Below are 25,283 nucleotides of genomic sequence, written 5' to 3' on the forward strand. Positions count from 1 at the left end.
CAGGATTGTCAGATTACAGGCAAAAAAAAATCAGGCCCAAAGGGCCTGATTCGGCTATTTCACGGCTTTGCTTACATCAACGGCTGAGCCATCTGCACCAGATTAATCAGCGGCTGCGGATAAATACCTAACAGCAGTACCAATATCGCGGAGATCAGTACCACAACACCGCCAGCGGTAAACGCCCAGTTAGCCGGTGTATCACGGGTGTGCAGTTCCGGCGGGCTAAGATACAAGCTCACCGTAACGCGCAGGTAGTAATAGAGGCCAATGGCACTACCGGCGACGACCGCGCCGGTCAACCACCACAGATTCGCGCTGACGCCAGAGGCGATAACGTAGAACTTACCGATAAAGCCTAAGGTCATTGGTATACCTGCCAGTGACAACATCATCACTGTCATCACCGCTGACAAAATAGGACGATGCCAGAACAGACCTCGATAAGAGTAAAGCGAATCTGCGTCCGGGCCACGATAAGGGCTGGACATCAAGCTAACCACACCAAACGCGCCAAGACTGCTGAACAGATAACCGGCCAGATAAACACCGGCGGTTTCCAGCGACAGCTGATGTGATTTCACCGCGATCAACGCGACCAGCAGATAACCGAGGTGCGCAATGGAGGAGTAGCCCAGCAGGCGCTTGATGTTGCTCTGCGAGATCGCCATCAAGTTACCGAACAGAATCGACACAAAGGCGATGATGCCCAGCACCGTGCGAACTGCTTCACTATCAGTGACGGGTGCGTACATAAACAGACGCATGATCACGCCAAAAATGGCAATTTTACTGGCGGTGGCCAGGAAAGTAGAAACCGGCGCTGGCGCACCCTGATAAACGTCTGGCGTCCAAAGATGGAACGGCACCAGCGACAGTTTAAAGCCAAGACCGATGATCATCATGCCCAGGCCCACCAACAGCAGCGGCTCCTGAATCATGGTGTCATTCAGGCTCTTGCCCAGCTCAACGAAACTCAGGCTGCCTGAATCAGCGTAGACCAGTGCAATACCAAACAGCAGGAACGATGATGCTGCTGCCGACAGAATGGTGTATTTCAGTGCCGCTTCCAGCGAGCGTTTCTGTCGGAAAGCGTAACCAATTAAGCCAAACAGCGGCAGCGACAGCAGTTCAATACCGATGAACAACGAAGCAAGATGGTTGGCACTCGCCAGCACGACACCGCCCAGTGCAGCAATCAGCACCAGCAGGTAGAACTCATCCTTGTTGTCTGGGAACCCGACCAACCAAGGATAGGCGAAGGTACAGGTTGCCAGACTCGCCAGCATCACCAGCGCGGTATAGAACATGGCATAGCCATCCACGCGCATCAGCGGCGTGACGTCCATTGGGCCAACCTGGCCAACAAAGTAAAGCGAGAACAGCGCGAGATTGAGGCCAATCACCGTTAGCGTGGCGTTAACAAAATGGTTGCGTCGCCAGGCAATGGACAGCATCACAACCACCACCGTCAATCCGACGATCAACAGCGGCAGCAACGCGATCAATTGTTGAGGAGTTATTGTCATGGCGAATTACGGCCTTGTAGTTGAAATTGAAGCGGTAAACCACTGCTGAATATTGCTCATTGCAGCGTGCGAGGTGTCCAGAATCGGTTGTGGATAGATACCCAACAACACCAACAGCACCACTAACACACCAATCGTCCCGAACTCGCGTGGGGACATGCCCGGCAGCGGCTCTTTTGACTTCGCTTCGCCGTAATAGGCGCGCTGCATCATGATCAATGAATAAACAGAAGCAAATACCAGACCGAAGGTCGCAATCACGATAATGACCGGCACAACCTGGAAACTGCCGGTGAGGATCATGAATTCACCGACAAAGTTACCGGTGCCCGGCATACCCAAATTAGCGACCGCAAAGAACAGTGACAGACCAGGAATCCATTTAATGCGCGACCATAAACCGCCCATCTCACGCATGTCTCGCGTGTGTAAGCGCTCATACAACTGACCACACAAGATGAACAGCGCAGCGGCGGACAGGCCGTGTGCAATCATCTGAATCACTGCACCCTGGAACGCCAACTGGCTTCCGGTATAGATCGCAATCAGTACAAAGCCCATATGCGAAATTGAGGTGTAAGCAATCAGGCGTTTGATATCGGTTTGTGCAAAGGCCATCCATGCACCGTAGAAAATGCCGAGAATACCCAGCCACATAGCGATAGGTGCAAACTCTGCCGACGCATTAGGAAACAGCGGTAGACTGAAGCGCAACAAACCGTAAGCGGCGGTTTTCAGCAAAATGCCGGCGAGGTCAACCGAACCTGCAGTAGGTGCCTGGCTGTGTGCATCCGGTAACCAGCCGTGTAACGGCACCACCGGCATTTTTACCGCAAAGGCAATAAAGAAGCCCAGCATCAGCAGATATTCAACGGTTTTTGACATCGGCGTGTTCAGCAGCAGTTCGTAATTAAACGTCCAGACGCCAGTCGCGCTGTAATGTACAAATACCAAGCCGAGAATCGCTATCAACATCACCAGACCGGAAGCCTGGGTATAGATGAAGAATTTGGTTGCTGCGGTAATGCGGGTTTTGCCGTCGGAGGCTTTATGACCCCAGAGTGCGATGAGGAAGTACATCGGCACCAGCATCATTTCCCAGAAGAAGAAGAACAGGAACATATCGATGGAGAGGAACACACCGATGACCCCACCCAAAATCCACATCAGGTTAAGGTGGAAAAAGCCCTGATACTTATTGATTTCGTTCCAGGAACAGAGCACCGCCATCAGGCCGAGCAAACCTGTCAGCACCACCATGAGCAGTGACAGGCCATCAATAGCCAGATGGAAGCTAATGCCGAAGCGAGGGATCCACGGCACTGAGAAACTCGATTGCCACTGCGGAATACCCGCTGCCTGCGTGAGTGAATAGCCTCCCTGCAACCACAATTGCAGCGAAAGCGCCAATGTCAGCCCCATGGTGATCAGGGCGATCCAGCGTGGCACCTTCGCGCCGAGGCGCTCGGTTAGCCAGCAGAGCAAGCCACCGACGAAGGGGATTATGATTAGCCAAGGTAGTAACACGGCGTTTTGTTCCCTTTTATGATCCTAAGCGGGCTATCTTGCTCGCCACTTTAGTTCCCGGCAGTGCCCACATTCCTCACGTACGTTAGTACGCTCCGGTTGCTGTGCGCTGGCGTTAAGTAAACTGGCTTCGCCGATGACGCCCTAATATCTCAGGTAATTTTACAATCTCGTTCTGGGATGAGATCGAGACCTCATCCCACGCATTAACCTTTAAATCACCAACATCAGCGCCAGCACCACCACGGCACCCACGCTCATTGATGCGACATACCAGCGCAGGTAACCATTTTCACTCACCACCAATCCTTTATTGGCGATACGTGAAAGCAGCGCAGGCAAGTTCATCAAACCATTGAGCGGATCACGCTTCAGCAGCCACGCAATGCCCAGATAAGGTTTAACGAATACTTTGTCGTAGAGCCAGTCAAAGCCCCAGGCAGCAAACCACCATGTGCCGAAGAAACGACCCGGCGCACTGTTGGCGATGCTGGTCACCAGCTGGCGTTTGCCCAGCCACAGCGCAGCGGCGATCAGAATACCAACAACCGCAACCACGCCTGAGGCGATTTCCAGACCTACCTTGCCCTCTTCACCAAACTCATTGGCGGGTAACACACCCGCTAATGGCGGCGTAATTAACGCGCCAATAAAGGTCGACAGCACCAGCAACACAATCAATGGCAGATGATGGGTAATGCCTTTGCCGGCATGCGCATGGATTTTCTCTTCGCCGTGGAAAACGATGAAGATCATGCGGAAGGTATAAATAGAGGTCAGGAACGCGCCGACCAAACCGGCAACCATGAGGTTGATATGGCCGTTGGCTAATGCACCAAACAAGATCTCATCTTTACTGTAGAAGCCTGCGGTAATCAGCGGCAGCGCAGCCAAAGCGGCACCGCCAACGAGGAAGCAGGTATATACCAGCGGAATACTTTTACGCAGACCGCCCATTTTGAAGATGTTCTGTTCATGGTGACAGGCCAAAATAACGGAGCCTGAAGAGAGGAACAGCAACGCTTTAAAGAAAGCATGCGTCATCAGATGGAAAATAGCTGCATCCCACGCCTGCACGCCCAACGCCAGGAACATGTAACCAATCTGGCTCATGGTGGAGTAGGCGAGAACGCGTTTGATGTCGGTTTGCACCAGAGCAGCAAAACCTGCCAGCACCAGCGTGATAGCACCAATAATGCCAACCAGATGCAGAACTTCCGGCGTTAACAGGAACAAGCCGTGGCTACGGGCAATCAGGTAAACACCGGCCGTGACCATGGTAGCGGCGTGGATCAGTGCCGAAACCGGTGTTGGACCTGCCATCGCATCGGCTAACCATGTCTGCAATGGCAGCTGAGCAGATTTACCCACCGCGCCACCTAACAGCATCAAGGTTGCCCATTGCAGCATATGATTATCGGCGGCGAAGTGTGCCGGCGCTAACTCCACCATCTCGCGGAAGTTCAGCGTGCCCAACTCGTTGTAGAGAATGAACAGCGCAAACGCGAGAAAGACGTCACCGACGCGCGTGATGATAAAAGCTTTCATCGCCGCTTTGCCGTTTTCTGGATTGCTGTAATAGAAACCAATCAGCAAGTAAGAGCAGAGACCTACGCCTTCCCAACCGAGATACATCAGCATCAGGTTATCGGCCAGTACCAAAACAACCATGCTGGCGATAAACAGGTTGGTATAAGCGAAGAAGCGAGAATAACCCTCTTCTCCGCGCATATACCAGGATGCAAACATATGGATGAAGAAACCCACGCCGGTTACTACCGACAGCATGGTCAGCGACAGGCCATCCAGCGTTAAATTCACTTTGATATCAAAGTTGCCGACCTGCATCCATGTCCACAGTGGCTGGGTGAAAATCTGCTGGCCGTTGGCAAAGAAATCAAAGCCCGCATACACCGTTACCAGCGCTGCCAGTCCAACCGATCCCATGCCAACCGCTGCCGACAAGTTCTCTGACCAGCGACCGCGAGAAAACGCTAACAGCAAAAAGCCAATTAACGGAAACAGTACAGTTAAATAGAGAAGATTCATCCGCGCATCTCGCTCACAGTATCAATGTTCAGCGTCTGACGACGACGATAAAGCTGGAGCAGCAGCGCCAGGCCAATACTGGCTTCGGCTGCAGCAAGGCTGATTGCCAGGATATACATTACCTGACCGTCGGCTTGTCCCCAGTAACTGCCCGCCACCACTAACGCCAGCGCTGCAGCATTGATCATGATCTCAAGACCAATCAGCATGAACAGCAGGTTGCGACGTAGTACCAGTGAAGTCAGTCCGAGGACAAACAGCACGGCGGCGAGAATCAATCCGTGTTGTAGAGGGATCATGCTTGCTCCTTATTCGCTTGCTGTGCATCTACTGAGCGATTACTCAGCACTTCGCCCTGACGCTCTTCGCGACCAATATGGAACGCGACGACCAGACCAGCCAACAGCAGCATTGATGCCAACTCAACGGCTAAAACGTAAGGACCGAACAGGCTAATGCCGACCGCTTTCGCATCGATAATTTTGCCGTCAATGCCTTGATCGTTTGCCGTCAGAATGGCATAGACCATTACCGCTAACAGCAGTAGCGACACGATACCGGGACCAATCCACAACGAAGGCTTCAGCCATTCACGTTCCTGGCTCTCGGTGGCTTTGCCCAAGTTCAGCATCATCACCACGAACACGAACAGCACCATGATGGCACCCGCGTAGACAATGATTTCCAGCGCACCCGCAAAGTAGGCGCCCATCGAGAAGAACACACCCGCAATCGCCAACAGTGAAATGATCAGGTACAGCAACGCATGTACCGGATTAGTGTGAGTAATAACGCGCAATGTCGTTAGCACCGCCACCAGTCCGCAAAGATAAAACGCAAATTCCATGCCTCGCTCCTTAAGGTAATAAGCCTTTGACGTCGATAGGCTTAGCTTCATTTTCAGCTTCACCTTTATCTTTACCGTCAATCGCCATACCCGCCATGCGGTAGAAGTTGTACTCCGGATATTTACCCGGACCAGAGATCAGCAGATCGTTTTTCTCGTACACCAGATCCTGACGTTTAAACTCGCCGAGTTCGAAATCCGGCGTCAGCTGAATCGCTGTTGTCGGACAAGCTTCTTCACACAGGCCACAAAAAATGCAGCGTGAGAAGTTGATGCGGAAAAACTCTGGATACCAACGACCGTCTTTGGTTTCCGCTTTCTGTAATGAAATACAGCCTACCGGACAGGCTACTGCACACAGGTTACAGGCAACGCAACGCTCTTCACCGTCTGGATCGCGCGTTAACACGATACGACCGCGATAACGGGGTGGCAGATAAACCGGCTCTTCCGGGTACATTTGCGTTTCGCGTTTGGCGAAGGCATGCATGCCTATCATCCAGATACTGCGAACTGTCGTGCCGAAGCCAACGACAATATCTTTTAAAGTCATTTGTTAACCCCTTACTGCGCTGTGTAGAGAATCACTGCGGCGGTCGCCAGCAGGTTCAACAGCGTCAACGGCAGACACACTTTCCAGCCGAACGACAGCACCTGGTCATAGCGTGGACGCGGAAGCGCAGCACGTATCAGGATGAACATCATCATGAAGAACGCCGTTTTCAAGGCGAACCAGATGAACGGCGGCAGGAAAGGTCCATGCCATCCACCAAAGAACAGCGTAACGATCAGCGCCGATACCGTGGTAATCGCAACGTATTCGCCGACGAAGAACAGACCAAACTTCATCCCGGCGTATTCAATGTGATAACCATCGGCCAGCTCTTGCTCTGCTTCGGGTTGGTCAAATGGATGACGGTGACATACCGCAACGCCCGCAATACAAAAGGTCAGGAAGCCGAAGAACTGTGGAATGATGTTCCAGAGATGGGTTTGGCTATTAACGATGTCATTCATGTTGAATGAACCCGCTTGCGCAACCACGCCCATCAGCGACAGGCCAAGGAACACTTCGTAACTCAGCGTTTGCGCAGAGGCACGCATGGCACCAAGCAATGAGTATTTGTTGTTACTCGACCAACCTGCGAACAGCACGGCGTAAACCGCAAGTCCCGCCATCATCAGGAAAAACAGCAGACCAATATTCAGGTCTGTCACCATCCAGGTCGGCGAAACCGGCACAATCGCAAACGCTAACAATAGCGAAACGAAGGCGATAACCGGTGCCAGAGTAAAGATGAAGCGATCGGTAAACGGCGGGACCCAGTCCTCTTTAAAGAACATTTTGATCATGTCCGCCACCAGCTGGAGCGAGCCGCCCCAGCCGACACGGTTAGGTCCGTAACGGTTCTGGAACAAGCCGAGCAAACGACGCTCGGCAAAACTCATAAACGCGCCACAGGCCACCACCACCAGCAAAATCACTACGGCTTTCACGATGGCCAGCAGAATGTCGATAACGTCCGGTGTTAACCAGCTCATTGCGCCGCCTCCTGCAGTTTGTCAATTTGGCCGTTTGCCAGGAATGGCGGAACGCCAGGCATACCCAGCGGCAGACCCACCTGCCCTGCTTGCAGCGCGGTTGAAAAACGTACCGGCAGACGCAGTGTTTCGCCGAAACAGGTGAACTCAACGGCTGCGCCATTGTTCACACCCAGTTTCGCTGCATCGTCCGGGTTAATCACCAGCATCGGCTGTGACATCCGCTTCTGGAAGGTTGGCGAACGCTGTGACATCTCTTCGCTACCGAACAGTTGATAGTAAGGCGCAACACGCCATCCATCATTACTTGCGAAGGAAGCAGGCACCGTACTGAACCACGGCAATTGCGCTTCGCTGGCTTCAAACAGACGTACACCTGGATCGCCATTACGCAATTTGCCCCCCACTTCAGCCTGGAACTTGTTCCACGCCTGCGGTGAGTTCCAACCCGGCGCCCAGGCAAAGGGAATCTGCGAGCGTGCGGCTGATGGCTGGTTATTCCCTTCCATAGAGAAGGCAAACATAGAGTCTTTGTCTTGCGGCTGACGTGGTTCATGCACGTTAATATTGGCGCGTGCAGCAGTACGTCCACTTGAGCGGTGCGGAGAACGAGCCAGTTTCTGACCACGAATACGGAAGCTCGCATCAGGTGCCGCATCTTTAATGCCTTTCAGCTGTGGCAGCTTGGCCACTACTGCATCAATGACGTGATCTAATTGGGTCCAGTCAACGCGGCGGCTTTCCAGTGTGCTATGCAGCGAGTGCAGCCAGCGCCAGCTTTCCAGCATCACGATGCTATTGTCGTAGTAGGCCGGATCGTAAACCTGGAAGAAGCGTTGAGCGCGACCTTCATGGTTGATTGAGGTGCCATCACTTTCAGCAAAGCTCGCGGTAGAGAAAACTAAACCCGCTTTTTCCAGCGTTGCTGTACGTTGATGATCGACCACGATGACGTTGGTTGCGTTGGACAAAGCATTATCCACCAGCGCTTTAGGCGCATGGCGATAGAGATCGTTTTCCAGCACGACCAGCGTATCAGCTTCACCATTACGCAGCTGTTCCAGCGCACTGTCCAGCGTCTGACCGCCCATCAAGCCCAATCCCATGCTGTTCGCATGTCCAGCCAGCAAGGTAATGCCAACATCGGCGCCGCGCGCTTTCAACGCTTTAGCGACGTTGGCAGCGGCTTCAATCATTGCGGTGCTGCCTGAATGGGTGCCCGAAATAATCAGCGGTTTTTTCGCGCCAGCCAATGCCTGCACGACAACATCCAGTTTACCGTTCAGGCTCTTGTCAAAATCGCTGACCACTGGCGCGGTTTCATCCAGCGCATTGGCAATTGCGAAGCCTAAACGCGCCTGATCTTCAACCGGCGCGCGATAACTCCACGCCGCAATATCATCAAGGCGAGTTTCGTCGACGTTAGTCACGAACAGCGGATGCTTAGCGTGTTGACCGATATTCAAAATGGCGGCGATTTGCCAATCAGCAACTTTCTGTGCCGCGGCCATATCACGCGCTTTGCCTTTTACCGCCTGACGCACAGAAAGCGCAACGCGAGCACCGACTTGAGTCAGATCTTCGCCCAACACCAGCACGGCATCATAGCTTTCTATTTCGCGCAGCGCTGGCGTGTAGATTCCGCCTTCACGCAATACTTTCAGCATCAGTTCAAGACGCTCTTGCTCACCTGCTGGCATGCCGGTAGAGAAGTTTTCAGCACCCACCAGTTCGCGCAGCGCAAAGTTGCTTTCAATGCTGGCGCGTGGTGAACCGATACCGATCACTTTCTTCGCCTGGCGTAATACGTCAGCACCCGCGTTGACCGCTTGCTCCGCATTGAGCGTGACCCAATCATTGCCACGTAACAGAACAGGATGACGTGGGCGATCTTTGAGATTGACGTAGCCATAACCAAAACGGCCACGGTCACACAGGAAGTAGTGGTTTACCGTACCGTTATAGCGGTTTTCAATACGACGTAATTCACCGTAACGCTCGCCAGGGCTGGTGTTACAGCCGACGCTGCATTGCTGGCAGATGCTAGGCGCGAACTGCATGTCCCATTTACGGTTATAGCGTTCTGAATGCGTTTTATCAGTGAACACGCCGGTTGGACAGATCTCGACCAGGTTACCGGAGAATTCGCTTTCCAGCGTGCCATCTTCCGGGCGACCGAAATAGACATTGTCATGTGCGCCGTAAACACCGAGGTCGGTGCCATCCGCATAATCTTTGTAGTAACGCACGCAGCGATAACAGGCAATACAGCGGTTCATCTCATGAGAAATGAAGGGGCCGAGATCCTGATTGCGATGGGTACGTTTGGTGAAGCGGTAGCGACGGAAGCTATGGCCGGTCATCACGGTCATGTCCTGAAGGTGGCAGTTACCGCCCTCTTCACATACCGGACAATCGTGCGGGTGGTTGGTCATCAACCACTCAACCACGCTTTCACGGAATTCTTTGGCTTCGCCATCGTCGATAGAAATAAAGGTGCCGTCAGAAGCCGGTGTCATGCAGGACATGACAAGGCGGCCGCGGGTATCTTCGGCATTCTGGAATTGCTTCACCGCACATTGGCGGCAGGCGCCCACGCTTCCCAGCGCCGGGTGCCAGCAAAAATAAGGAATATCAAGGCCCAGAGAGAGACAAGCCTGCAACAGGTTGTCCGCTCCGTTCACATCATACTCTTTACCGTCTACATGGATTGTAGCCATAGTGAACATGCTTCCGTAAGGCTCGTCAGAAACGAGCGTTAATCATATTCTTGTTCCTGAACGCGTCAGGAACAGCGGCGCAAGGCCTGGTTCCGTGTGCTGCGGCGAATTACCAGCGTGCTTTCAGCAGGTTTGGCTGGATACCACCGATTGAACGGGTATTGCCAAACACCTGCGGCGCAATGCCAGCTTCAAACTCTTCACGGAAATATTTAATCGCGCTTTGCAGCGGCTCAACGGCACCCGGCGCGTGTGCGCAGAAGGTTTTGCCTGGGCCCAACTGACGGCAAAGCTGCAGTAAGGTTTCGATATCCCCCGGCTGGCCTTGCTTTTCCTCCAGCGCACGCAGGATTTTCACGCTCCACGGCAGACCGTCGCGGCAAGGCGTACACCAACCGCACGATTCACGCGAAAAGAACTCTTCCAGGTTGCGTACCAGCGAAACCATGTTGATTTCGTGATCGACCGCCATCGCCAGCGCCGTTCCTAAACGACTGCCCGCTTTACCGATACTGGCAAACTCCATCGGCAGATCGAGATGCTCATCGGTCAGGAAGTCAGTGCCCGCACCGCCTGGCTGCCAGGCTTTGAAACGCAAACCATCGCGCATGCCGCCAGCATAATCTTCGAGAATTTCACGAGCGGTAATGCCAAACGGCAGTTCCCAAACGCCTGGATTTTTCACGCGACCGGAGAAACCCATCATCTTGGTGCCAGCATCGTCACTTTTCGAAATGCCTTTGTACCACTCTACGCCGTTGGCAAGGATGGCTGGCACGTTCGACAGCGTTTCAACGTTGTTAACACACGTCGGTTTGCCCCATGCACCCGCGCTGGCAGGGAAAGGTGGCTTAGAACGCGGGTTAGCACGACGACCTTCCAGCGAGTTGATCAGCGCCGTTTCTTCGCCGCAGATGTAACGTCCTGCGCCGGTGTGAACAATCAACTCAAAATCAAAACCGGTGCCGAGAATATTTTTACCAAGGAAACCAGCTTCGGTGGCCTCCGCAATGGCACGGCGCAGATTCACTGCGGCTTCAATATACTCACCGCGCAGGAAGATGTAGCCACGGTAGGCTTTAAGCGCGAAAGCACTGATCAGCATGCCTTCCACCAACTGATGTGGCATCTGTTCCATCAACAGGCGATCTTTGTACGTGCCGGGTTCCATTTCATCGGCGTTGCACAGCAGGTAACGGATGTTCATGGACTCATCTTTCGGCATCAAGCTCCATTTCAAGCCGGTAGAGAAGCCTGCACCGCCGCGTCCTTTCAGACCAGAATCTTTGACTTGCGCCACAATTTCGTCAGGCGCCATGCTATTTAGCGCTTTCTCTGCGCCAGCGTAGCCATTTTTGCTGCGATATTCTTCAAGCCATACCGGCTGCTTATCCTCGCGCATGCGCCAGGTCAGCGGATGCGTTTCGGCAGTACGAATGATCTGTTTGATTGTCATTGATACTGCTCCAGTAATGAGGCGATAGCTTCCGGCGTTAAGTGAACGTGGGTATCTTCATCCACCATCATGGTCGGCCCTTTATCGCAATTGCCGAGACAACAGGTTGGCAGCAATGTGAAGCGGCCATCTGCGGTAGTTTGTCCCGGTTTGATACTCAGGTTCTGTTCCAGCGCAGCCTGAATACTTTGATAACCGGTGATATGGCAGACCACGCTGTCGCAATAACGAATCACATGGCGACCCACCGGCTGGCGAAAGATTTGGCTGTAAAAAGTCGCCACGCCTTCCACGTCACTGGCCGGAATTCCCAGCACCTTAGCAATGGCGTGAATCGCACCATCCGGCACCCAACCGCGCTGCTTTTGCACGATTTTCAGCGCTTCGATGGACGCGGCGCGCGCATCTTCATAATGATGTTTCTCGTGCTCGATGGCGTGATGCTCTTCCGCGCTCAGCACGAAGACCTCGTTTGGGTCGATCGTTTTAACGGCAATGTGTTGATCGTGCATAATTAGCGGTCCACGTCTGACATAACAAAATCGATACTACCGAGGTACACGATCAAGTCGGATACCAGGCTGCCTCGGATCACGGAAGGGATCTGCTGCAGATGCGGGAAGCTCGGCGTACGCACGCGGGTGCGGTAGCTCATGGTGCTGCCATCGCTGGTCAGGTAGTAACTGTTGATTCCTTTGGTCGCCTCAATCATCTGGAAGGATTCATTGGCTGGCATAACCGGGCCCCAGGAAACCTGCAGGAAGTGGGTGATCAGGGTTTCAATGTGCTGCAGCGTGCGCTCTTTCGGTGGCGGCGTAGTCAGCGGATGATCCGCTTTGAACGGGCCTGCCGGCATGTTTTTCAGGCATTGCTCCAGAATACGCAGCGACTGCCACATCTCTTCCATTTTCAACATCACGCGCGTGTAAGCATCGCTGATGCCTGCGCCCACAGGAATTTCGAAGTCGAAATTTTCATAACCTGAATAAGGGCGCCATTTACGCACGTCAAAATCCAGTCCGGTGGCACGTAAACCTGCACCGGTTGTGCCCCATGCCAGCGCTTCTTCCATATTGTAAGCGGCAACACCTTGTGAGCGGCCCATCAACACGGAGTTACGTAACGCTGCTTTGTCATACTCTTTCAGACGCTTCGGCATCCAGTCGAGGAAATCACGCAGCAAACGTTCCCAGCCTTTCGGCAGATCGTGCGCAACACCACCAATGCGGAACCACGCCGGATGCATACGGAAACCGGTGATTGCTTCCACCACATCGTAAATTTTTTGACGATCGGTAAAGGCGAAGAACACGGGCGTCATTGCGCCGACGTCCTGAATGAAGGTGGAGATGTAAAGCAGATGACTGTTAATGCGGAACAGCTCGGAAAGCATAACGCGAATCACATTCACGCGATCCGGCACGACGATGCCAGCCAGTTTCTCAACTGCGAGCACGTAAGGCATTTCGTTAACGCAACCACCGAGATATTCAATGCGATCGGTGTAAGGAATGTAGCTATGCCATGACTGACGTTCACCCATTTTCTCTGCGCCACGATGGTGATAACCCACATCGGGAACGCAGTCGACGATCTCTTCACCATCCAGCTGCAATATGATGCGGAAAGCACCGTGCGCTGAAGGATGGTTTGGACCGAGGTTAAGGAACATAAAGTCTTCGTTGGCGGTACTGCGCTTCATGCCCCACTCTTCTGGCTTGAAGGTCAGTGCTTCCATTTCCAAATCTTCTTTCTGCTTAGTCAGCTCGAAAGGATCGAATTCGGTTGCACGCGCAGGATAATCCTTGCGCAGCGGATGACCTTCCCACGTTGGCGGCATCATGATGCGCGTCAGGTGCGGATGACCATCAAAGGTAATGCCAAACATTTCCCACGTTTCGCGCTCATACCAGTTGGCGTTCGGGAAAAGTTTGGTGAGGGTTGGCACGTGCATGTCGTTTTCTGATAAAGCGACTTTGAGCATGATGTCGCGGTTACGCTCAATCGACAGCAGATGATAGAAAACGGAAAAATCCGCAGCAGGTAAGCCTGCGCGGTGGGTACGTAAACGCTCATCCATGCCATGCAGGTCATACAGCATGACGTAAGGCTTAGCTAATTTACGAAGAAATTCAGACATTTCCAGTAACTGTTCACGCTTCACCCAAACAACCGGAATGCCGGTGCGGGTGGCCTGAACGGTAAAGGCATCCGGCCCAAAACGGTTACGCAACTCGCCGATCACCGGATCATCCAGGTGATCCCGGGTTTGCCATGCTGGCTGAGCGAGATCTTGCGTGGTCAAATCTGTCATACGTTACTCACCATTCCGGCCTGTAATCAGGCGCTCAAATGAAGGCGTCAGGATGGGGCCGTGCATTAAATTTTAATATTATGCTGCGGGCGCTAAATCCATCCGTGTACGGTTAGCTTAAACTTCGTCTGGAGTACGCAGGTTGGTAACCGCGATACGCTCGCCACGCTTTCTTTCGCGCTCTGGCTGCATATTGGCGCGATACACGCCCTGATCACCTACCACCCATGAAAGTGGACGGCGTTCTTTACCAATCGACTCTTGCAGCAGCAGCAACGCCTGCATATAAGCTTCTGGACGCGGTGGACAACCTGGAATGTACACATCTACCGGCAGGAATTTATCCACACCCTGAACCACTGAATAGATATCGTACATGCCACCAGAGTTGGCACAGGCCCCCATCGAGATCACCCATTTCGGCTCCAGCATTTGGTCATACAAACGCTGAATTACCGGGGCCATTTTGGTAAATGGCGTACCGGCGATCACCATGAAGTCAGCCTGGCGCGGAGATGCACGCATAACTTCTGCTCCAAAACGCGCAACGTCATGCACTGCGGTAAAGGAGGTGGTCATTTCAACGTAGCAACAGGAAAGACCAAAGTTGTACGGCCAAAGGGAGTTTTTGCGTCCCCAGTTCACCATATCGTGCAGGGCATTTTCGAGTTTGCCCATGTAGACGCTGCGATGAACATGCTGCTCCAGCGGATCGCTGACGATTTCCTGCTTTTGCAGAGGATAACGGTCGTTGTCACCACCGTTCGGGTCTATGCGGGTGAGCGTATAGTCCATCTTATTGCCTCTCTTTTACTGCTTGTGAGGATTGGTGTGACTGATCGTGTTGGTCTTAACCACGATGCGGCGACGTGCAGGAGCCCAATCCAACGCACCAATGCGCACCAGATAGACCAAGCCCGCCAGGAGCACCAAAATGAAAATTGCGGCTTCCACAAAGCCGACCCAGCCGCTTTCACGGATTGAAGTCGCCCATGCGTATAAAAAGAGGGCTTCGACGTCGAAAATTACGAAGAACATCGCAACCAGATAGAATTTCGCCGAAAGGCGGAGATGGGTATCACCAACGGATTCGATACCAGATTCAAAAGGCGTGTCTTTGTAGCGGGCGCGTGCTCTGCCACCTAACAGCCATCCTCCGGTCAACATAAAAGCGCAAAGGCCAAATGCAATGACGATAAATACGATAAACGCCCAATGCTGAGCGATGATTTCGGTGGTTGTTGACATACTCTTTGCTTACTCATCAAAAGTGGCGCTGGCATCCTGCACGGGTTCTGGCAGCAAACTCACCACATCGATTCAAGGGAAGGATGAAAAACCTTATAAACTTTGCCGTCATTATCAAATAAGCAGCAATTTTATGGGGTTTTTTACTCCTTTCTATAACCTTTTGTCAACTTTGACAAAAGTATCCAAACATTATTTTACAGCTGCATCATATTATTAACAAATGATGCCCCTCATGCCAGCTAAATCGCTTCAGTCTGTAGGGTTAATTTTAGTGTAGCGGGTATTCACATGCATGGATCGTGCATTTAACAAACATATTTTGACAGGATTCGCGTCGTTTTCCTTCCCCTTAGCAGGGGTATTTTCTTGATCCAGGACACACTTCTGGCCTTTACGCACTAAAAACCAACAATCAGCACTGCGTTTTGGAATGTTTTTTCCGTTTTTTCGGATTGAAGGTTTCAACAAGCAGTAAAAATGAAAATAATTTCATCTGAGGATTATTACGGGACGTTAAAGGGGGACAAATAACGGATACGATGAGGAGAAAGGAATATAAAAAAAGCCTCTCATTCTGATTAAAGAACAAGAGGCTTATTTTGATCGCTTTTAACAATTGCTCAAAACGGAACCAGAGTCAGTATTAGCAGCGAATTTACTCTTCGTCATCCAGTAATAAAGTACCGTCTGGATTAGCGCTGAGATTGTAGGGATCATTGGTTGACTGCATTGCGTTGAAGATAGCCAATGCGAGTTCATTATCACTATTAGGATTACGACACAGCAGATATTGTGTATCTGGCAACACTGGTAAGCCTTCGGCAGCACCCATAACACGCAGTTCTGGACTCATCATTTCTACCGGACGCGCTGTTACACCCAATCCCGCTTTAACAGCCGCACGTACTGCTGCCAATGTGGAAGCCACATACGATATACGCCATGGGATGCCCGCCTCGTTGAGATGATCAATAGCCATATCACGGTACGGACTTGGCTCGTCAAGCAGAACCAATGGGATAGCTTCACCTCGCTGGAAAATGTAATCCGCTGCGCAATACCACAACGTTGGCGATGTACGCAGAACCTGATAGGTAAAGTTACCTGGACTGGAGGTGGTCACCACCAAATCCACTTCACCCTGATTCAGCATTTCCATCATGAATGGATTGCGTTTAACGCGGACATCAATAGCGAGTTTTGGATAAACCGATGTCACGCGGTTCAACAAAAACGGCAGAATGGTGTCGGATGTATCATCAGATGCGCCAATGGTCAGGACACCTTGAATATTGCTATACATCAAAGAAGTACAGGCTTCATCATTGAAGCGGAGAATCTTTCTGGCGTAACCTAAGAGCTGAATTCCGTGTTCTGTTAACAGTTTGTTACGTCCATGTCTGGCAAACAGCTCTTTACCTACCAATTGCTCCAGACGTTGCATCTGCTGACTGACCGCTGACTGGGTTCGGCAGACCGCTGCAGCTGCAGCCGCAAACGTATTCAAATCTGCAACAGCCACAAAAGTTCTCAGCAGATCGAGGTCGAGATTGAGTATCGGACGATTTGCATTAGTCATGTTTTTTCTTCACTTATTAGATTTTTACGAACTACTACCCTGGTGTTATTACACATCTCATCAAAGTGATAAGCGGTAATGGTGCTTAATGGCAGTCCTGTGTGAAGACTGCCACAAAAAGTGGTCGAACGAATATTAACGAAAGCTCAAACCCGCATAATTGGGCAAAGCCGTATCGTTTAGACAGATACAACTTCTGAGCCGAAGGCGCTGGGTGCGCAAATGCAGTAAGCTGCGTAGTTGTCTAAATCCCGCCGAAACAGCGATTGCGGGACAAAAAAAGAACGGCGTACTTTTATGATGCTCGGTAAATAGTGGCATCAAATAATAAATTATACTTAATCATTTTTGACGTCAAAATGGAAATGTTTTTGTGAAAAGCGCTGTAAATTTTGTCGTAACCCCCTTTCTCACCTATCCTGCCACACTACTGGCTATTTTTTAACCTTTTCATTTCTGAAAAAATACACAAAGTGAGAAGACATGCCTGAAGTCTTCCTTGCTACGCCCGCGCTGGACCTTACGACAGCGTACAATTCTGGTTATTCACTGCATGAATGACAATAATTATCAGCTGTAAATCACATTACATAAGTGCATCAATTCACCACTGCTCATAAAACAACCATCAATGCAATATCGCTTAACTATTTCAATTAGCATCTATCTTACCCAAGCCTTTTTTAACAATTGAAAATGGCAACTTCACTATTAAAAATCTGGATTAATGACTTTACAGCCCTTTTTTATGGATTGGTTAAAAATGCCAAATAAAACAATATTATTAGTTCATTTGACTAAATTAAACGACTGAGAATATTTTTTGCGCCACGGCTCGCATGAAAAGATGCTTAACGCGCCAAAACCGGTTAGCACCCTTCTTTTGTGTTCAGCAGGAGAGTACATTGTGCTGGTTTGATTTCAGTGGCAGGTAAAAGGATTCTGCCCATAAAGGCGGTAATAATGACTTTTCAAATTGATAAATCCGGAAAGCTGGAAAATGTTTGCTATGACATTCGCGGTCCGGTCTTAAAAGAAGCTAAGCGTCTCGAAGAAGAAGGTAACAAAGTCCTTAAGCTGAACATTGGTAACCCAGCACCGTTCGGCTTTGAGGCACCTGACGAAATTCTGGTCGATGTCATCCGCAACTTGCCTAGCTCACAAGGCTATTGTGATTCCAAAGGTCTCTATTCAGCGCGTAAAGCTATCATGCAGCATTATCAAGCGCGTGATATGCGAGACGTTACGGTTGAGGATATTTACATCGGCAATGGCGTTTCTGAACTGATTGTTCAGGCCATGCAAGCGCTGCTAAACAGTGGCGATGAAATGCTGGTGCCTGCACCCGATTATCCGTTATGGACAGCGGCTGTGTCGCTATCCAGCGGAAAAGCAGTGCATTATCTTTGTGATGAGTCAGCTGGCTGGTTTCCTGATCTGGACGATATTCGCAGCAAAATCACGCCGCGTACTCGCGGTATTGTGATTATTAACCCGAATAACCCTACCGGTGCGGTATACAGCAAAGAGTTGCTGCTGGAAGTGGTTGAAATCGCGCGTCAGCATAACCTGATTATTTTCGCTGATGAGATCTACGACAAGATTCTCTACGACGACGCGCAACACCACTCAATCGCTGCGCTGGCACCCGATCTCCTGACCGTAACTTTTAACGGACTCTCTAAAACCTATCGCGTTGCCGGTTTCCGCCAAGGCTGGATGGTATTAAACGGTCCGAAAAAGCATGCTAAAGGCTATATCGAAGGGCTGGAGATGCTTGCGTCTATGCGCCTGTGTGCCAACGTTCCGGCACAACATGCCATTCAGACTGCATTAGGCGGTTATCAAAGCATCAGCGAGTTTATTGTGCCGGGCGGACGTTTATATGAGCAGCGCCAGCGTGCCTGGGAACTCATTAATGATATTCCCGGCGTCAGCTGTGTGAAGCCGCAAGGTGCGCTTTACATGTTCCCGCGTATTGATGCAAAAAAATTCAATATTTTTGACGACCAAAAAATGGTTTTGGATTTTTTACTGCAAGAAAAGGTGTTGTTAGTACAAGGCTCCGCCTTTAACTGGCCTTGGCCGGATCATCTTCGTATCGTGACGCTGCCACGCGTTGACGATCTAGAGATGGCGATCAATAAATTTGGCCGATTCCTGCAAGGCTACCGTCAGTAATCACGCCCGCGTATACTGTTTGTATTTCGGGGAAAGCTGGTCTTTCCCCTGCCTGCAAACAGGATCATCCATGACTCAAAGCCATTTTTTCGCTCATCTTTCCCGACTCAAACTCATCAATCGCTGGCCGTTAATGCGCAATGTGCGCACGGAAAATGTCTCCGAGCATAGCTTGCAGGTAGCCATGGTGGCGCATGCTTTGGCTGTCATTAAAAATAAAAAATTTAATGGCAATCTCAACGCAGATCGCATTGCAATGCTGGCGCTTTATCACGATGCGAGTGAAGTATTAACTGGCGACTTGCCCACGCCAGTAAAGTATTACAATGCGCAGATTGCCCATGAATATAAAAAAATTGAGAAAATTGCACAGCAAAAACTGATTGAAATGCTGCCGGCAGAGTTCCAGGACATTTACCGCCCGCTGATTGATGAACATCTGCATGGCGTTGAAGAACAAGCGGTAGTAAAGCAGGCGGACGCACTTTGCGCCTATGTAAAATGCCTGGAGGAGTTATCTGCAGGTAACAATGAGTTTTTACTGGCGAAAGCACGGCTGGAAAAAACGTTAGCGCAGCGCCGTTCGCCAGAAATGGATTATTTTGTAGAGGTGTTCATTCCTAGCTTCAGCCTGTCGCTGGATGAAATTTCACAGGACACGCCGCTGTAATAAAGGCGCCCTTAGCCGCCCCTTAGTTCTGTGTACTCAATGTAAATTGACCGTCAGCCAATTTCGTCACGACTAATGATTCCAGTGATGTCAGCTGAATTATCACTTCATTAAGACGTGGCGTATCCGCTGGTGCATTAGCTGCAATCACGGCGCATCCCGCATTAAGTCCTGATAAAACGCCGGCTGGTGCATCTTCAACGACGACGCATACATCAGGCGATAAGCCTAATTTCTTTGCACCTAAAAGGTAAGGATCGGGCTCTGGCTTGCCTTTCACGACTTGTTCAGCGGTGATGAAAACGGCAGGCTGCGGTAAACCAGCCGCTTTATGGCGTGCGTGGGCGACCGGAACGGAACCTGACGTCACAATTGCCCAAGGAATTTGCAATTCATTCAGCGTAGACAGTAGCGCCTTAGCGCCAGGTAATGCCTGTACGCCATCCGTGTCTTTCGCTTCGGTTTGTTCTAACGCCAAAAACTCAGCCTGAATAGCCTCCTCAGACTGACCAGCCATAAAATGACGTAACGACGTAATTGCCTGTTTGCCATGAATGAACGCCAGAACGTCGTCTGCCGCGATACCCTGCCGCGCTGCCCAGTTGCTCCACGCGCGCTCTACTGCAGGCAACGAGTCCACTAAAGTGCCATCTAAATCAAACAAAAAACCGCTGTACGTCACACGTCACTCCTCATCAGGCATTGATTACTTGCGCAATTTCATTCGCGCTCAAATGGTATTGACGAGGACAAGTCTGCCACAAAGCTAGCATGCGTTGATACTTTTCCCACATTGGCGTTTGTGCATTGAAGCCGTGCGTGCCTGAATCAAACTGGGTGTATCGCCCTTCGGTATTGACCATAAAACGGACATAACCGAGATAACGTGCTTCGGTGGCTGCATCAAAGCCGAGAAAGGCCAGGCGACGCTCTTCAAGCTGCTCTTTTTCCTTGAGGTTTGACCAGGAAACATGCAGCGCGTGGTGCAACTCCATGATATCAATGAGGGTGCGGCAGGTTTCTTCAGTGAGCTCACCGAATTCTTTATCCAGCTCACGCATCTGTAAGCCGTAACCTCGTTCGATGATAGTTTGATAGCGACGGAAGCGTTCGGCGTTTTCAGGTTCCAGCATCGCCATAATTTTATATTGATTGGTCAGGATTAATCGCTGTGCATGGGTCATTTCCATCATTTACTCCGAGGCCTAAAAGGCGCTTAAGTTTTATACGATAGAGAAATGATTACACAGGGTTAGCAATACAGGTATGACCGCATCACTTTTCTTTGATTTAGACGCGGGTTCCAGGCGAATTCTTACCTGCGAAGAACCCATGTCCAATCAAAGATCGTCGAGAAAGGTGCGATCCAGCTGTTTAAAGGCGCGTTTTAAAACATCAGCTAATGCCTGATACGTTGGCTTGCCCTCGACCGGCGCAATTGCCTGCCCCGCCTCCTCCAGCCTGGCGCGAACTTCATGAAACCAGTTCAGTAGCGTGGGCGGCAAAGGTGTAACAGAGCGCTTACCAAGCCACCACAAGCCTTGCATGGGTAGCGTGCAGGCAAACAGCGCGGTTGCAACAGCGGGCCCAAGCTGGCCGCCTAACGCAATTTGCCAGGTCAAGGTGAACACCGCAAGGGGCGGCATAAAACGAATGGCGAAGCGGGTTGCCGTCGACACGCGATTTTCAGGAAATATTGGCGCAAGGCGTTTGTCACTTGGCCAGGTCTTCATATAGTGCTGGCCGCGTTGAAAAATACGGAACCAGCTGGTACTGCCAGATTCATTCGCCATAGCGGACCTCAACTATTACTGCAAACTTTAAAAGATAGTTATAACCACACAACTTTACGTAACATCCTTCAAATGTTTTTGTCTTTAAACAGGACTCCAGCTATTCTGACGCCGTTTCGATACGGTTTTGGAAGCGGCTAGCACCACCGGGAAATGGCCTGAGTCCTGTTTCGATAAATAGACTTCAAATTTTTGCGTAAAATTACCGAAAATTTTTTGCGTAAAGTCATCGTTTGACTAGCGCATGATGTTTATCATTAATCTACCAGCTTTCATGGGCTACGCTGATAGTCTGACTGCGTTTTTTTTAGCCACTTTTAACAAATAGGTACTTCCATGTCGAGTAAGCTAGTACTGGTCCTGAACTGCGGCAGTTCTTCTCTGAAGTTTGCCATCCTAAATCCTGCCAGCGGTGACGAGTTCCTTTCTGGCCTTGCAGAATGCTTCCATTTACCTGAGGCACGTATTAAATGGAAACTGGATGGTCAAAAACAGGAAGCACCATTAGGTGCTGGCGCGGCGCATAGTGAAGCACTCAATTACATTGTTAAAACCATTCTGGCACAAAAACCAGAGCTTTCGGCACAAATCGCTGCAATTGGTCATCGCATAGTTCACGGCGGCGAGAAACTGACCCAATCCGTCATTATTACTGAAGATGTGGTTCAGGGCATCAAAGATGCTTCTTCTTTCGCTCCATTGCATAACCCTGCGCACCTTATCGGTATTGATGAAGCGATGAAAAACTTCCCGCACCTGTCCGATAAGAATGTCGCGGTATTTGATACAGCTTTCCATCAGACAATGCCGGAAGAGTCATATCTTTATGCTCTTCCCTACAAACTTTATAAAGAACATGGCGTCCGTCGCTATGGTGCGCACGGCACTAGCCACTTCTATGTCAGCCATGAAGCAGCAAAAATGCTTAATAAACCGCTGGAAGAACTCAACGTTATCACCTGCCATTTGGGTAACGGCGGTTCTGTGTCAGCTATCCGCAATGGCGTGTGCGTTGATACCTCAATGGGTTTGACCCCGCTTGAAGGTCTGGTCATGGGAACACGTAGCGGCGACATCGATCCCGCTATCATCTTCTTCCTGCATGACACGCTGGGCATGAGCGTAGATGCCATCAATAAATTGCTGACCAAAGAATCTGGCCTGCTGGGCCTGACCGAAGTCACCAGCGATTGCCGTTATGTTGAAGATAATTACGAAACCAAAGAAGATGCTAAGCGTGCGATGGACGTTTTCTGTCATCGTCTTGCCAAATATATCGGCAGCTACACCGCCTTGATGGAAGGCCGTTTGGACGCAGTGGTATTCACCGGTGGAATTGGTGAAAACGCCGCCATGGTGCGTGAACTGGCATTGAAAAAACTGGGTCTGCTCGGTTTTGAGGTTGATCACGAACGCAACCTGGCGGCACGGTTTGGTAAGTCAGGTTACATTAATAAAGAAGGTACGCGTCCCGCGCTGGTGATTCCGACCAACGAAGAGTTGGTCATTGCCCAAGACGCTGCGCGTCTGACCGCTTAACGCTTTTCTCCGTCAGCTCATGCTGGCGGAGTTGTTTTTGACACCCTGCAATACCTGAGAGGTTCAATCGTGTCACGTACAATTATGCTCATTCCGACCGGCACCAGTGTCGGCCTGACCAGCGTCAGCCTTGGCGTTATTCGTGCGATGGAGCGCAAAGGCGTTCGCCTCAGCGTCTTCAAACCTATTGCTCAGCCGCGTACCGGCGGTGATACACCCGATCAAACCACCACTATCATTCGCAAAAATTCCTCTATCCCAGCGGCTGAACCTTTACAGATGTCGCGCGTGGAATCGCTGCTCGGTTCTAACCAGCAAGATGTGTTGATGGAAGAGATCATCGCCCGCTACCATGCTAATTCGCAGGATGCGGAGGTGGTGCTGGTTGAAGGTTTAGTGCCGACGCGTAAACATCAGTTTGCTACCGCGCTCAACTATGAAATCGCTAAAACGCTAAATGCAGAAATCGTCTTTGTTATGGCTTTGGGTAACGACTCAACCGAACAGTTAAAAGAGCGTATTGAGTTAACCCAAAGCAGCTTTGGCGGCAAAAAGAACAAAAACATCACCGGCGTTATTATTAATAAACTCAACGCACCGGTTGATGAGCAAGGCCGCACTCGTCCTGATCTGTCCGAAATTTTTGATGACTCCTCTAAAGCCAGCATCGCGAATATTGATCCTAAGCAGCTGTTTTCCGACAGCCCGCTGCCGGTGCTGGGTTGCGTACCATGGAGCTTCGAGCTCATTGCGACACGCGCTATCGATATGTGCCGCCATCTGAATGCGCGCGTTATCAACGAAGGTGACATCCAGACTCGCCGCGTTAAGTCGGTGACGTTCTGTGCACGAAGCCTGCCGCACATGCTGGAACATTTCCGCCCAGGTTCACTGCTGGTGACCTCAGCCGATCGCCCAGACGTGCTGGTTGCTGCCTGTCTGGCCGCTATGAATGGCGTCGAAATTGGTGCCATTCTGCTGACAGGTAACTATGAAATTGACCCGCGTATCGCTAAATTGTGCGAACGTGCTTTCCAGACGGGATTGCCAATGTTCATGGTGAAAACTAACACCTGGCAAACCTCACTTAGCTTGCAAAGCTTCAATCTGGAAGTGCCCGCTGACGATACTCAACGCATCGAAAAAGTGCAGGAATACGTTGCCAACTTCATTAATGCCGACTGGATTGAGTCACTGACGGCGACTTCTGAGCGCAGCCGCCGCCTGTCACCGCCAGCCTTCCGTTATCAACTGACCGAACTGGCGCGTAAAGCCGGTAAACGCATCGTATTGCCAGAAGGCGATGAGCCGCGCACCGTTAAAGCTGCTTCGATTTGTGCCGAACGCGGTATCGCAACCTGTGTATTATTGGGAAATCCAGACGAGATCCAGCGTGTTGCTGCTGCACAAGGCGTTGAATTAGGCAGTGGCATTGTCATTGTCGATCCAGAAGTGGTACGTGAAAACTACGTACCGCGCTTGGTGGAACTGCGTAAGAGCAAAGGCATGACCGAAGTTGTTGCACAGGAGCAGTTAGAAGATAACGTGGTGCTGGGCACCATGATGTTGGAAAGCGGCGAAGTCGACGGCTTAGTTTCTGGCGCGGTTCACACCACTGCCAACACCATTCGTCCACCGCTGCAGCTGATTAAAACTGCGCCAAACAGCTCCCTGGTTTCATCGGTGTTCTTCATGCTGCTGCCAGAGCAGGTTCTGGTTTATGGCGACTGCGCCATCAACCCAGACCCAACGTCTGAACAGCTGGCAGAGATTGCAATTCAATCAGCTGATTCAGCAAAAGCCTTTGGTATCGATCCGCGTGTAGCGATGATCTCTTACTCAACCGGCAATTCTGGTGCCGGTAGCGATGTAGAAAAAGTACGCGAAGCCACGCGCATTGCGCAGGAAAAACGTCCTGATCTGGTGATTGATGGCCCGCTGCAATATGACGCGGCTATTATGGAAGATGTGGCGAAATCTAAAGCACCAAACTCAGCGGTTGCGGGTCGCGCCACCGTGTTTATCTTCCCGGATCTCAACACGGGTAATACCACTTACAAAGCGGTACAGCGTTCAGCCGACCTGATTTCCATCGGGCCAATGCTGCAAGGTATGCGCAAGCCGGTCAACGACCTTTCTCGTGGCGCACTGGTGGATGATATTGTCTACACCATCGCGTTAACCGCAATTCAGTCTCAGCAAGCTGAAGGCTAAAAATGTGATGAGAGCATGCAGCAATGCATGCTCTTTTTATTTAGATGACGCAAGTAAGTGATACGCCATTCA

At 50.9% G+C, this 25,283-nt stretch carries 21 protein-coding genes; 4 read left to right on the plus strand and 17 right to left on the minus strand.

The window, feature by feature from the left end:
• Nucleotides 1-71 precede the first annotated feature (71 nt).
• The 14 genes from nuoN to lrhA form a co-directional block, all read right to left on the minus strand.
• On the minus strand, nucleotides 72-1,529 hold the full coding sequence (gene nuoN / locus SC127_RS17485; RefSeq protein WP_215846119.1) for an NADH-quinone oxidoreductase subunit NuoN: 1,458 nt from the start codon (nucleotides 1,527-1,529) through the stop codon (nucleotides 72-74).
• Between the two features lie 6 nt (nucleotides 1,530-1,535).
• Nucleotides 1,536-3,056: an NADH-quinone oxidoreductase subunit M gene (gene nuoM, locus SC127_RS17490; protein ID WP_215846117.1), complete on the minus strand. Its 1,521-nt coding sequence runs from the start codon at nucleotides 3,054-3,056 to the stop codon at nucleotides 1,536-1,538.
• Between the two features lie 213 nt (nucleotides 3,057-3,269).
• Nucleotides 3,270-5,105 carry an NADH-quinone oxidoreductase subunit L gene (gene nuoL / locus SC127_RS17495; RefSeq protein WP_215846115.1) on the minus strand — a complete coding sequence of 612 codons (1,836 nt, stop codon included), beginning with the start codon at nucleotides 5,103-5,105 and terminating at the stop codon, nucleotides 3,270-3,272.
• A complete protein-coding gene (gene nuoK, locus SC127_RS17500; RefSeq protein WP_013509877.1) occupies nucleotides 5,102-5,404 on the minus strand; it encodes an NADH-quinone oxidoreductase subunit NuoK in 303 nt (100 codons plus the stop codon). Before nuoK ends, nuoL begins: the two co-directional genes overlap by 4 nt.
• On the minus strand, nucleotides 5,401-5,952 hold the full coding sequence (nuoJ, locus tag SC127_RS17505; protein WP_215846113.1) for an NADH-quinone oxidoreductase subunit J: 552 nt from the start codon (nucleotides 5,950-5,952) through the stop codon (nucleotides 5,401-5,403). Before nuoJ ends, nuoK begins: the two co-directional genes overlap by 4 nt.
• A gap of 10 nt (nucleotides 5,953-5,962) precedes the next feature.
• The gene (gene nuoI / locus SC127_RS17510) at nucleotides 5,963-6,505 is read right to left on the minus strand and encodes an NADH-quinone oxidoreductase subunit NuoI (protein ID WP_215846111.1); all 543 of its coding nucleotides are present in this window, start codon (nucleotides 6,503-6,505) and stop codon (nucleotides 5,963-5,965) included.
• An 11-nt stretch (nucleotides 6,506-6,516) separates the two neighbouring features.
• Nucleotides 6,517-7,494, minus strand: coding sequence for an NADH-quinone oxidoreductase subunit NuoH (gene nuoH / locus SC127_RS17515; protein ID WP_215846110.1), 978 nt, complete (start codon nucleotides 7,492-7,494; stop codon nucleotides 6,517-6,519).
• Entirely contained in the window at nucleotides 7,491-10,214 is a 2,724-nt protein-coding gene (gene nuoG, locus SC127_RS17520) for an NADH-quinone oxidoreductase subunit NuoG (protein WP_332627238.1), read from the minus strand. The genes nuoH and nuoG overlap by 4 nt, the downstream gene beginning before the upstream one ends.
• A gap of 109 nt (nucleotides 10,215-10,323) precedes the next feature.
• Complete coding sequence (gene nuoF / locus SC127_RS17525) at nucleotides 10,324-11,664, minus strand: NADH-quinone oxidoreductase subunit NuoF (protein ID WP_215848237.1); 1,341 nt, start codon at nucleotides 11,662-11,664, stop codon at nucleotides 10,324-10,326.
• 2 nt (nucleotides 11,665-11,666) lie between these two features.
• Nucleotides 11,667-12,182, minus strand: a complete 516-nt coding sequence (nuoE, locus tag SC127_RS17530) for an NADH-quinone oxidoreductase subunit NuoE (protein ID WP_332627240.1) — start codon at nucleotides 12,180-12,182, stop codon at nucleotides 11,667-11,669.
• A 2-nt stretch (nucleotides 12,183-12,184) separates the two neighbouring features.
• The gene (gene nuoC / locus SC127_RS17535) at nucleotides 12,185-13,984 is read right to left on the minus strand and encodes an NADH-quinone oxidoreductase subunit C/D (RefSeq protein ID WP_332627242.1); all 1,800 of its coding nucleotides are present in this window, start codon (nucleotides 13,982-13,984) and stop codon (nucleotides 12,185-12,187) included.
• A gap of 117 nt (nucleotides 13,985-14,101) precedes the next feature.
• Complete coding sequence (locus SC127_RS17540) at nucleotides 14,102-14,779, minus strand: NuoB/complex I 20 kDa subunit family protein (protein ID WP_215846106.1); 678 nt, start codon at nucleotides 14,777-14,779, stop codon at nucleotides 14,102-14,104.
• Nucleotides 14,780-14,794: 15 nt separating this feature from the next.
• A complete protein-coding gene (locus tag SC127_RS17545) occupies nucleotides 14,795-15,232 on the minus strand; it encodes an NADH-quinone oxidoreductase subunit A (protein ID WP_332627244.1) in 438 nt (145 codons plus the stop codon).
• 658 nt (nucleotides 15,233-15,890) lie between these two features.
• Complete coding sequence (lrhA, locus tag SC127_RS17550) at nucleotides 15,891-16,814, minus strand: transcriptional regulator LrhA (protein ID WP_215846102.1); 924 nt, start codon at nucleotides 16,812-16,814, stop codon at nucleotides 15,891-15,893.
• A gap of 963 nt (nucleotides 16,815-17,777) precedes the next feature.
• Between lrhA and SC127_RS17555 the strand changes: the two genes are divergently transcribed.
• Nucleotides 17,778-18,995 (plus strand): pyridoxal phosphate-dependent aminotransferase, encoded by a 1,218-nt coding sequence (locus SC127_RS17555; RefSeq protein ID WP_215846100.1) that lies wholly within the window; start codon nucleotides 17,778-17,780, stop codon nucleotides 18,993-18,995.
• Between the two features lie 70 nt (nucleotides 18,996-19,065).
• Nucleotides 19,066-19,665 carry a 5'-deoxynucleotidase gene (yfbR, locus tag SC127_RS17560; RefSeq protein WP_243077515.1) on the plus strand — a complete coding sequence of 200 codons (600 nt, stop codon included), beginning with the start codon at nucleotides 19,066-19,068 and terminating at the stop codon, nucleotides 19,663-19,665.
• A 22-nt stretch (nucleotides 19,666-19,687) separates the two neighbouring features.
• Here yfbR and SC127_RS17565 read toward each other — a convergent pair whose 3' ends face one another.
• From SC127_RS17565 to yfbV, 3 genes are all read right to left on the minus strand, one after another.
• The gene (locus SC127_RS17565; RefSeq protein WP_332627249.1) at nucleotides 19,688-20,347 is read right to left on the minus strand and encodes a sugar phosphatase; all 660 of its coding nucleotides are present in this window, start codon (nucleotides 20,345-20,347) and stop codon (nucleotides 19,688-19,690) included.
• A 13-nt stretch (nucleotides 20,348-20,360) separates the two neighbouring features.
• Entirely contained in the window at nucleotides 20,361-20,855 is a 495-nt protein-coding gene (locus tag SC127_RS17570) for a YfbU family protein (protein ID WP_332627345.1), read from the minus strand.
• Nucleotides 20,856-21,005: 150 nt separating this feature from the next.
• Nucleotides 21,006-21,458 carry a terminus macrodomain insulation protein YfbV gene (yfbV, locus tag SC127_RS17575; protein ID WP_215846095.1) on the minus strand — a complete coding sequence of 151 codons (453 nt, stop codon included), beginning with the start codon at nucleotides 21,456-21,458 and terminating at the stop codon, nucleotides 21,006-21,008.
• A gap of 336 nt (nucleotides 21,459-21,794) precedes the next feature.
• Between yfbV and ackA the strand changes: the two genes are divergently transcribed.
• Nucleotides 21,795-22,997 (plus strand): acetate kinase, encoded by a 1,203-nt coding sequence (ackA, locus tag SC127_RS17580; protein WP_332627251.1) that lies wholly within the window; start codon nucleotides 21,795-21,797, stop codon nucleotides 22,995-22,997.
• Nucleotides 22,998-23,066: 69 nt separating this feature from the next.
• Nucleotides 23,067-25,211: a phosphate acetyltransferase gene (gene pta, locus SC127_RS17585; protein ID WP_215846091.1), complete on the plus strand. Its 2,145-nt coding sequence runs from the start codon at nucleotides 23,067-23,069 to the stop codon at nucleotides 25,209-25,211.
• Nucleotides 25,212-25,283 lie beyond the last annotated feature (72 nt).

It is taken from the genome of Pantoea sp. T14, assembly GCF_036663535.1.
GTDB classification, from domain to species: domain Bacteria; phylum Pseudomonadota; class Gammaproteobacteria; order Enterobacterales; family Enterobacteriaceae; genus Pantoea; species Pantoea phytostimulans.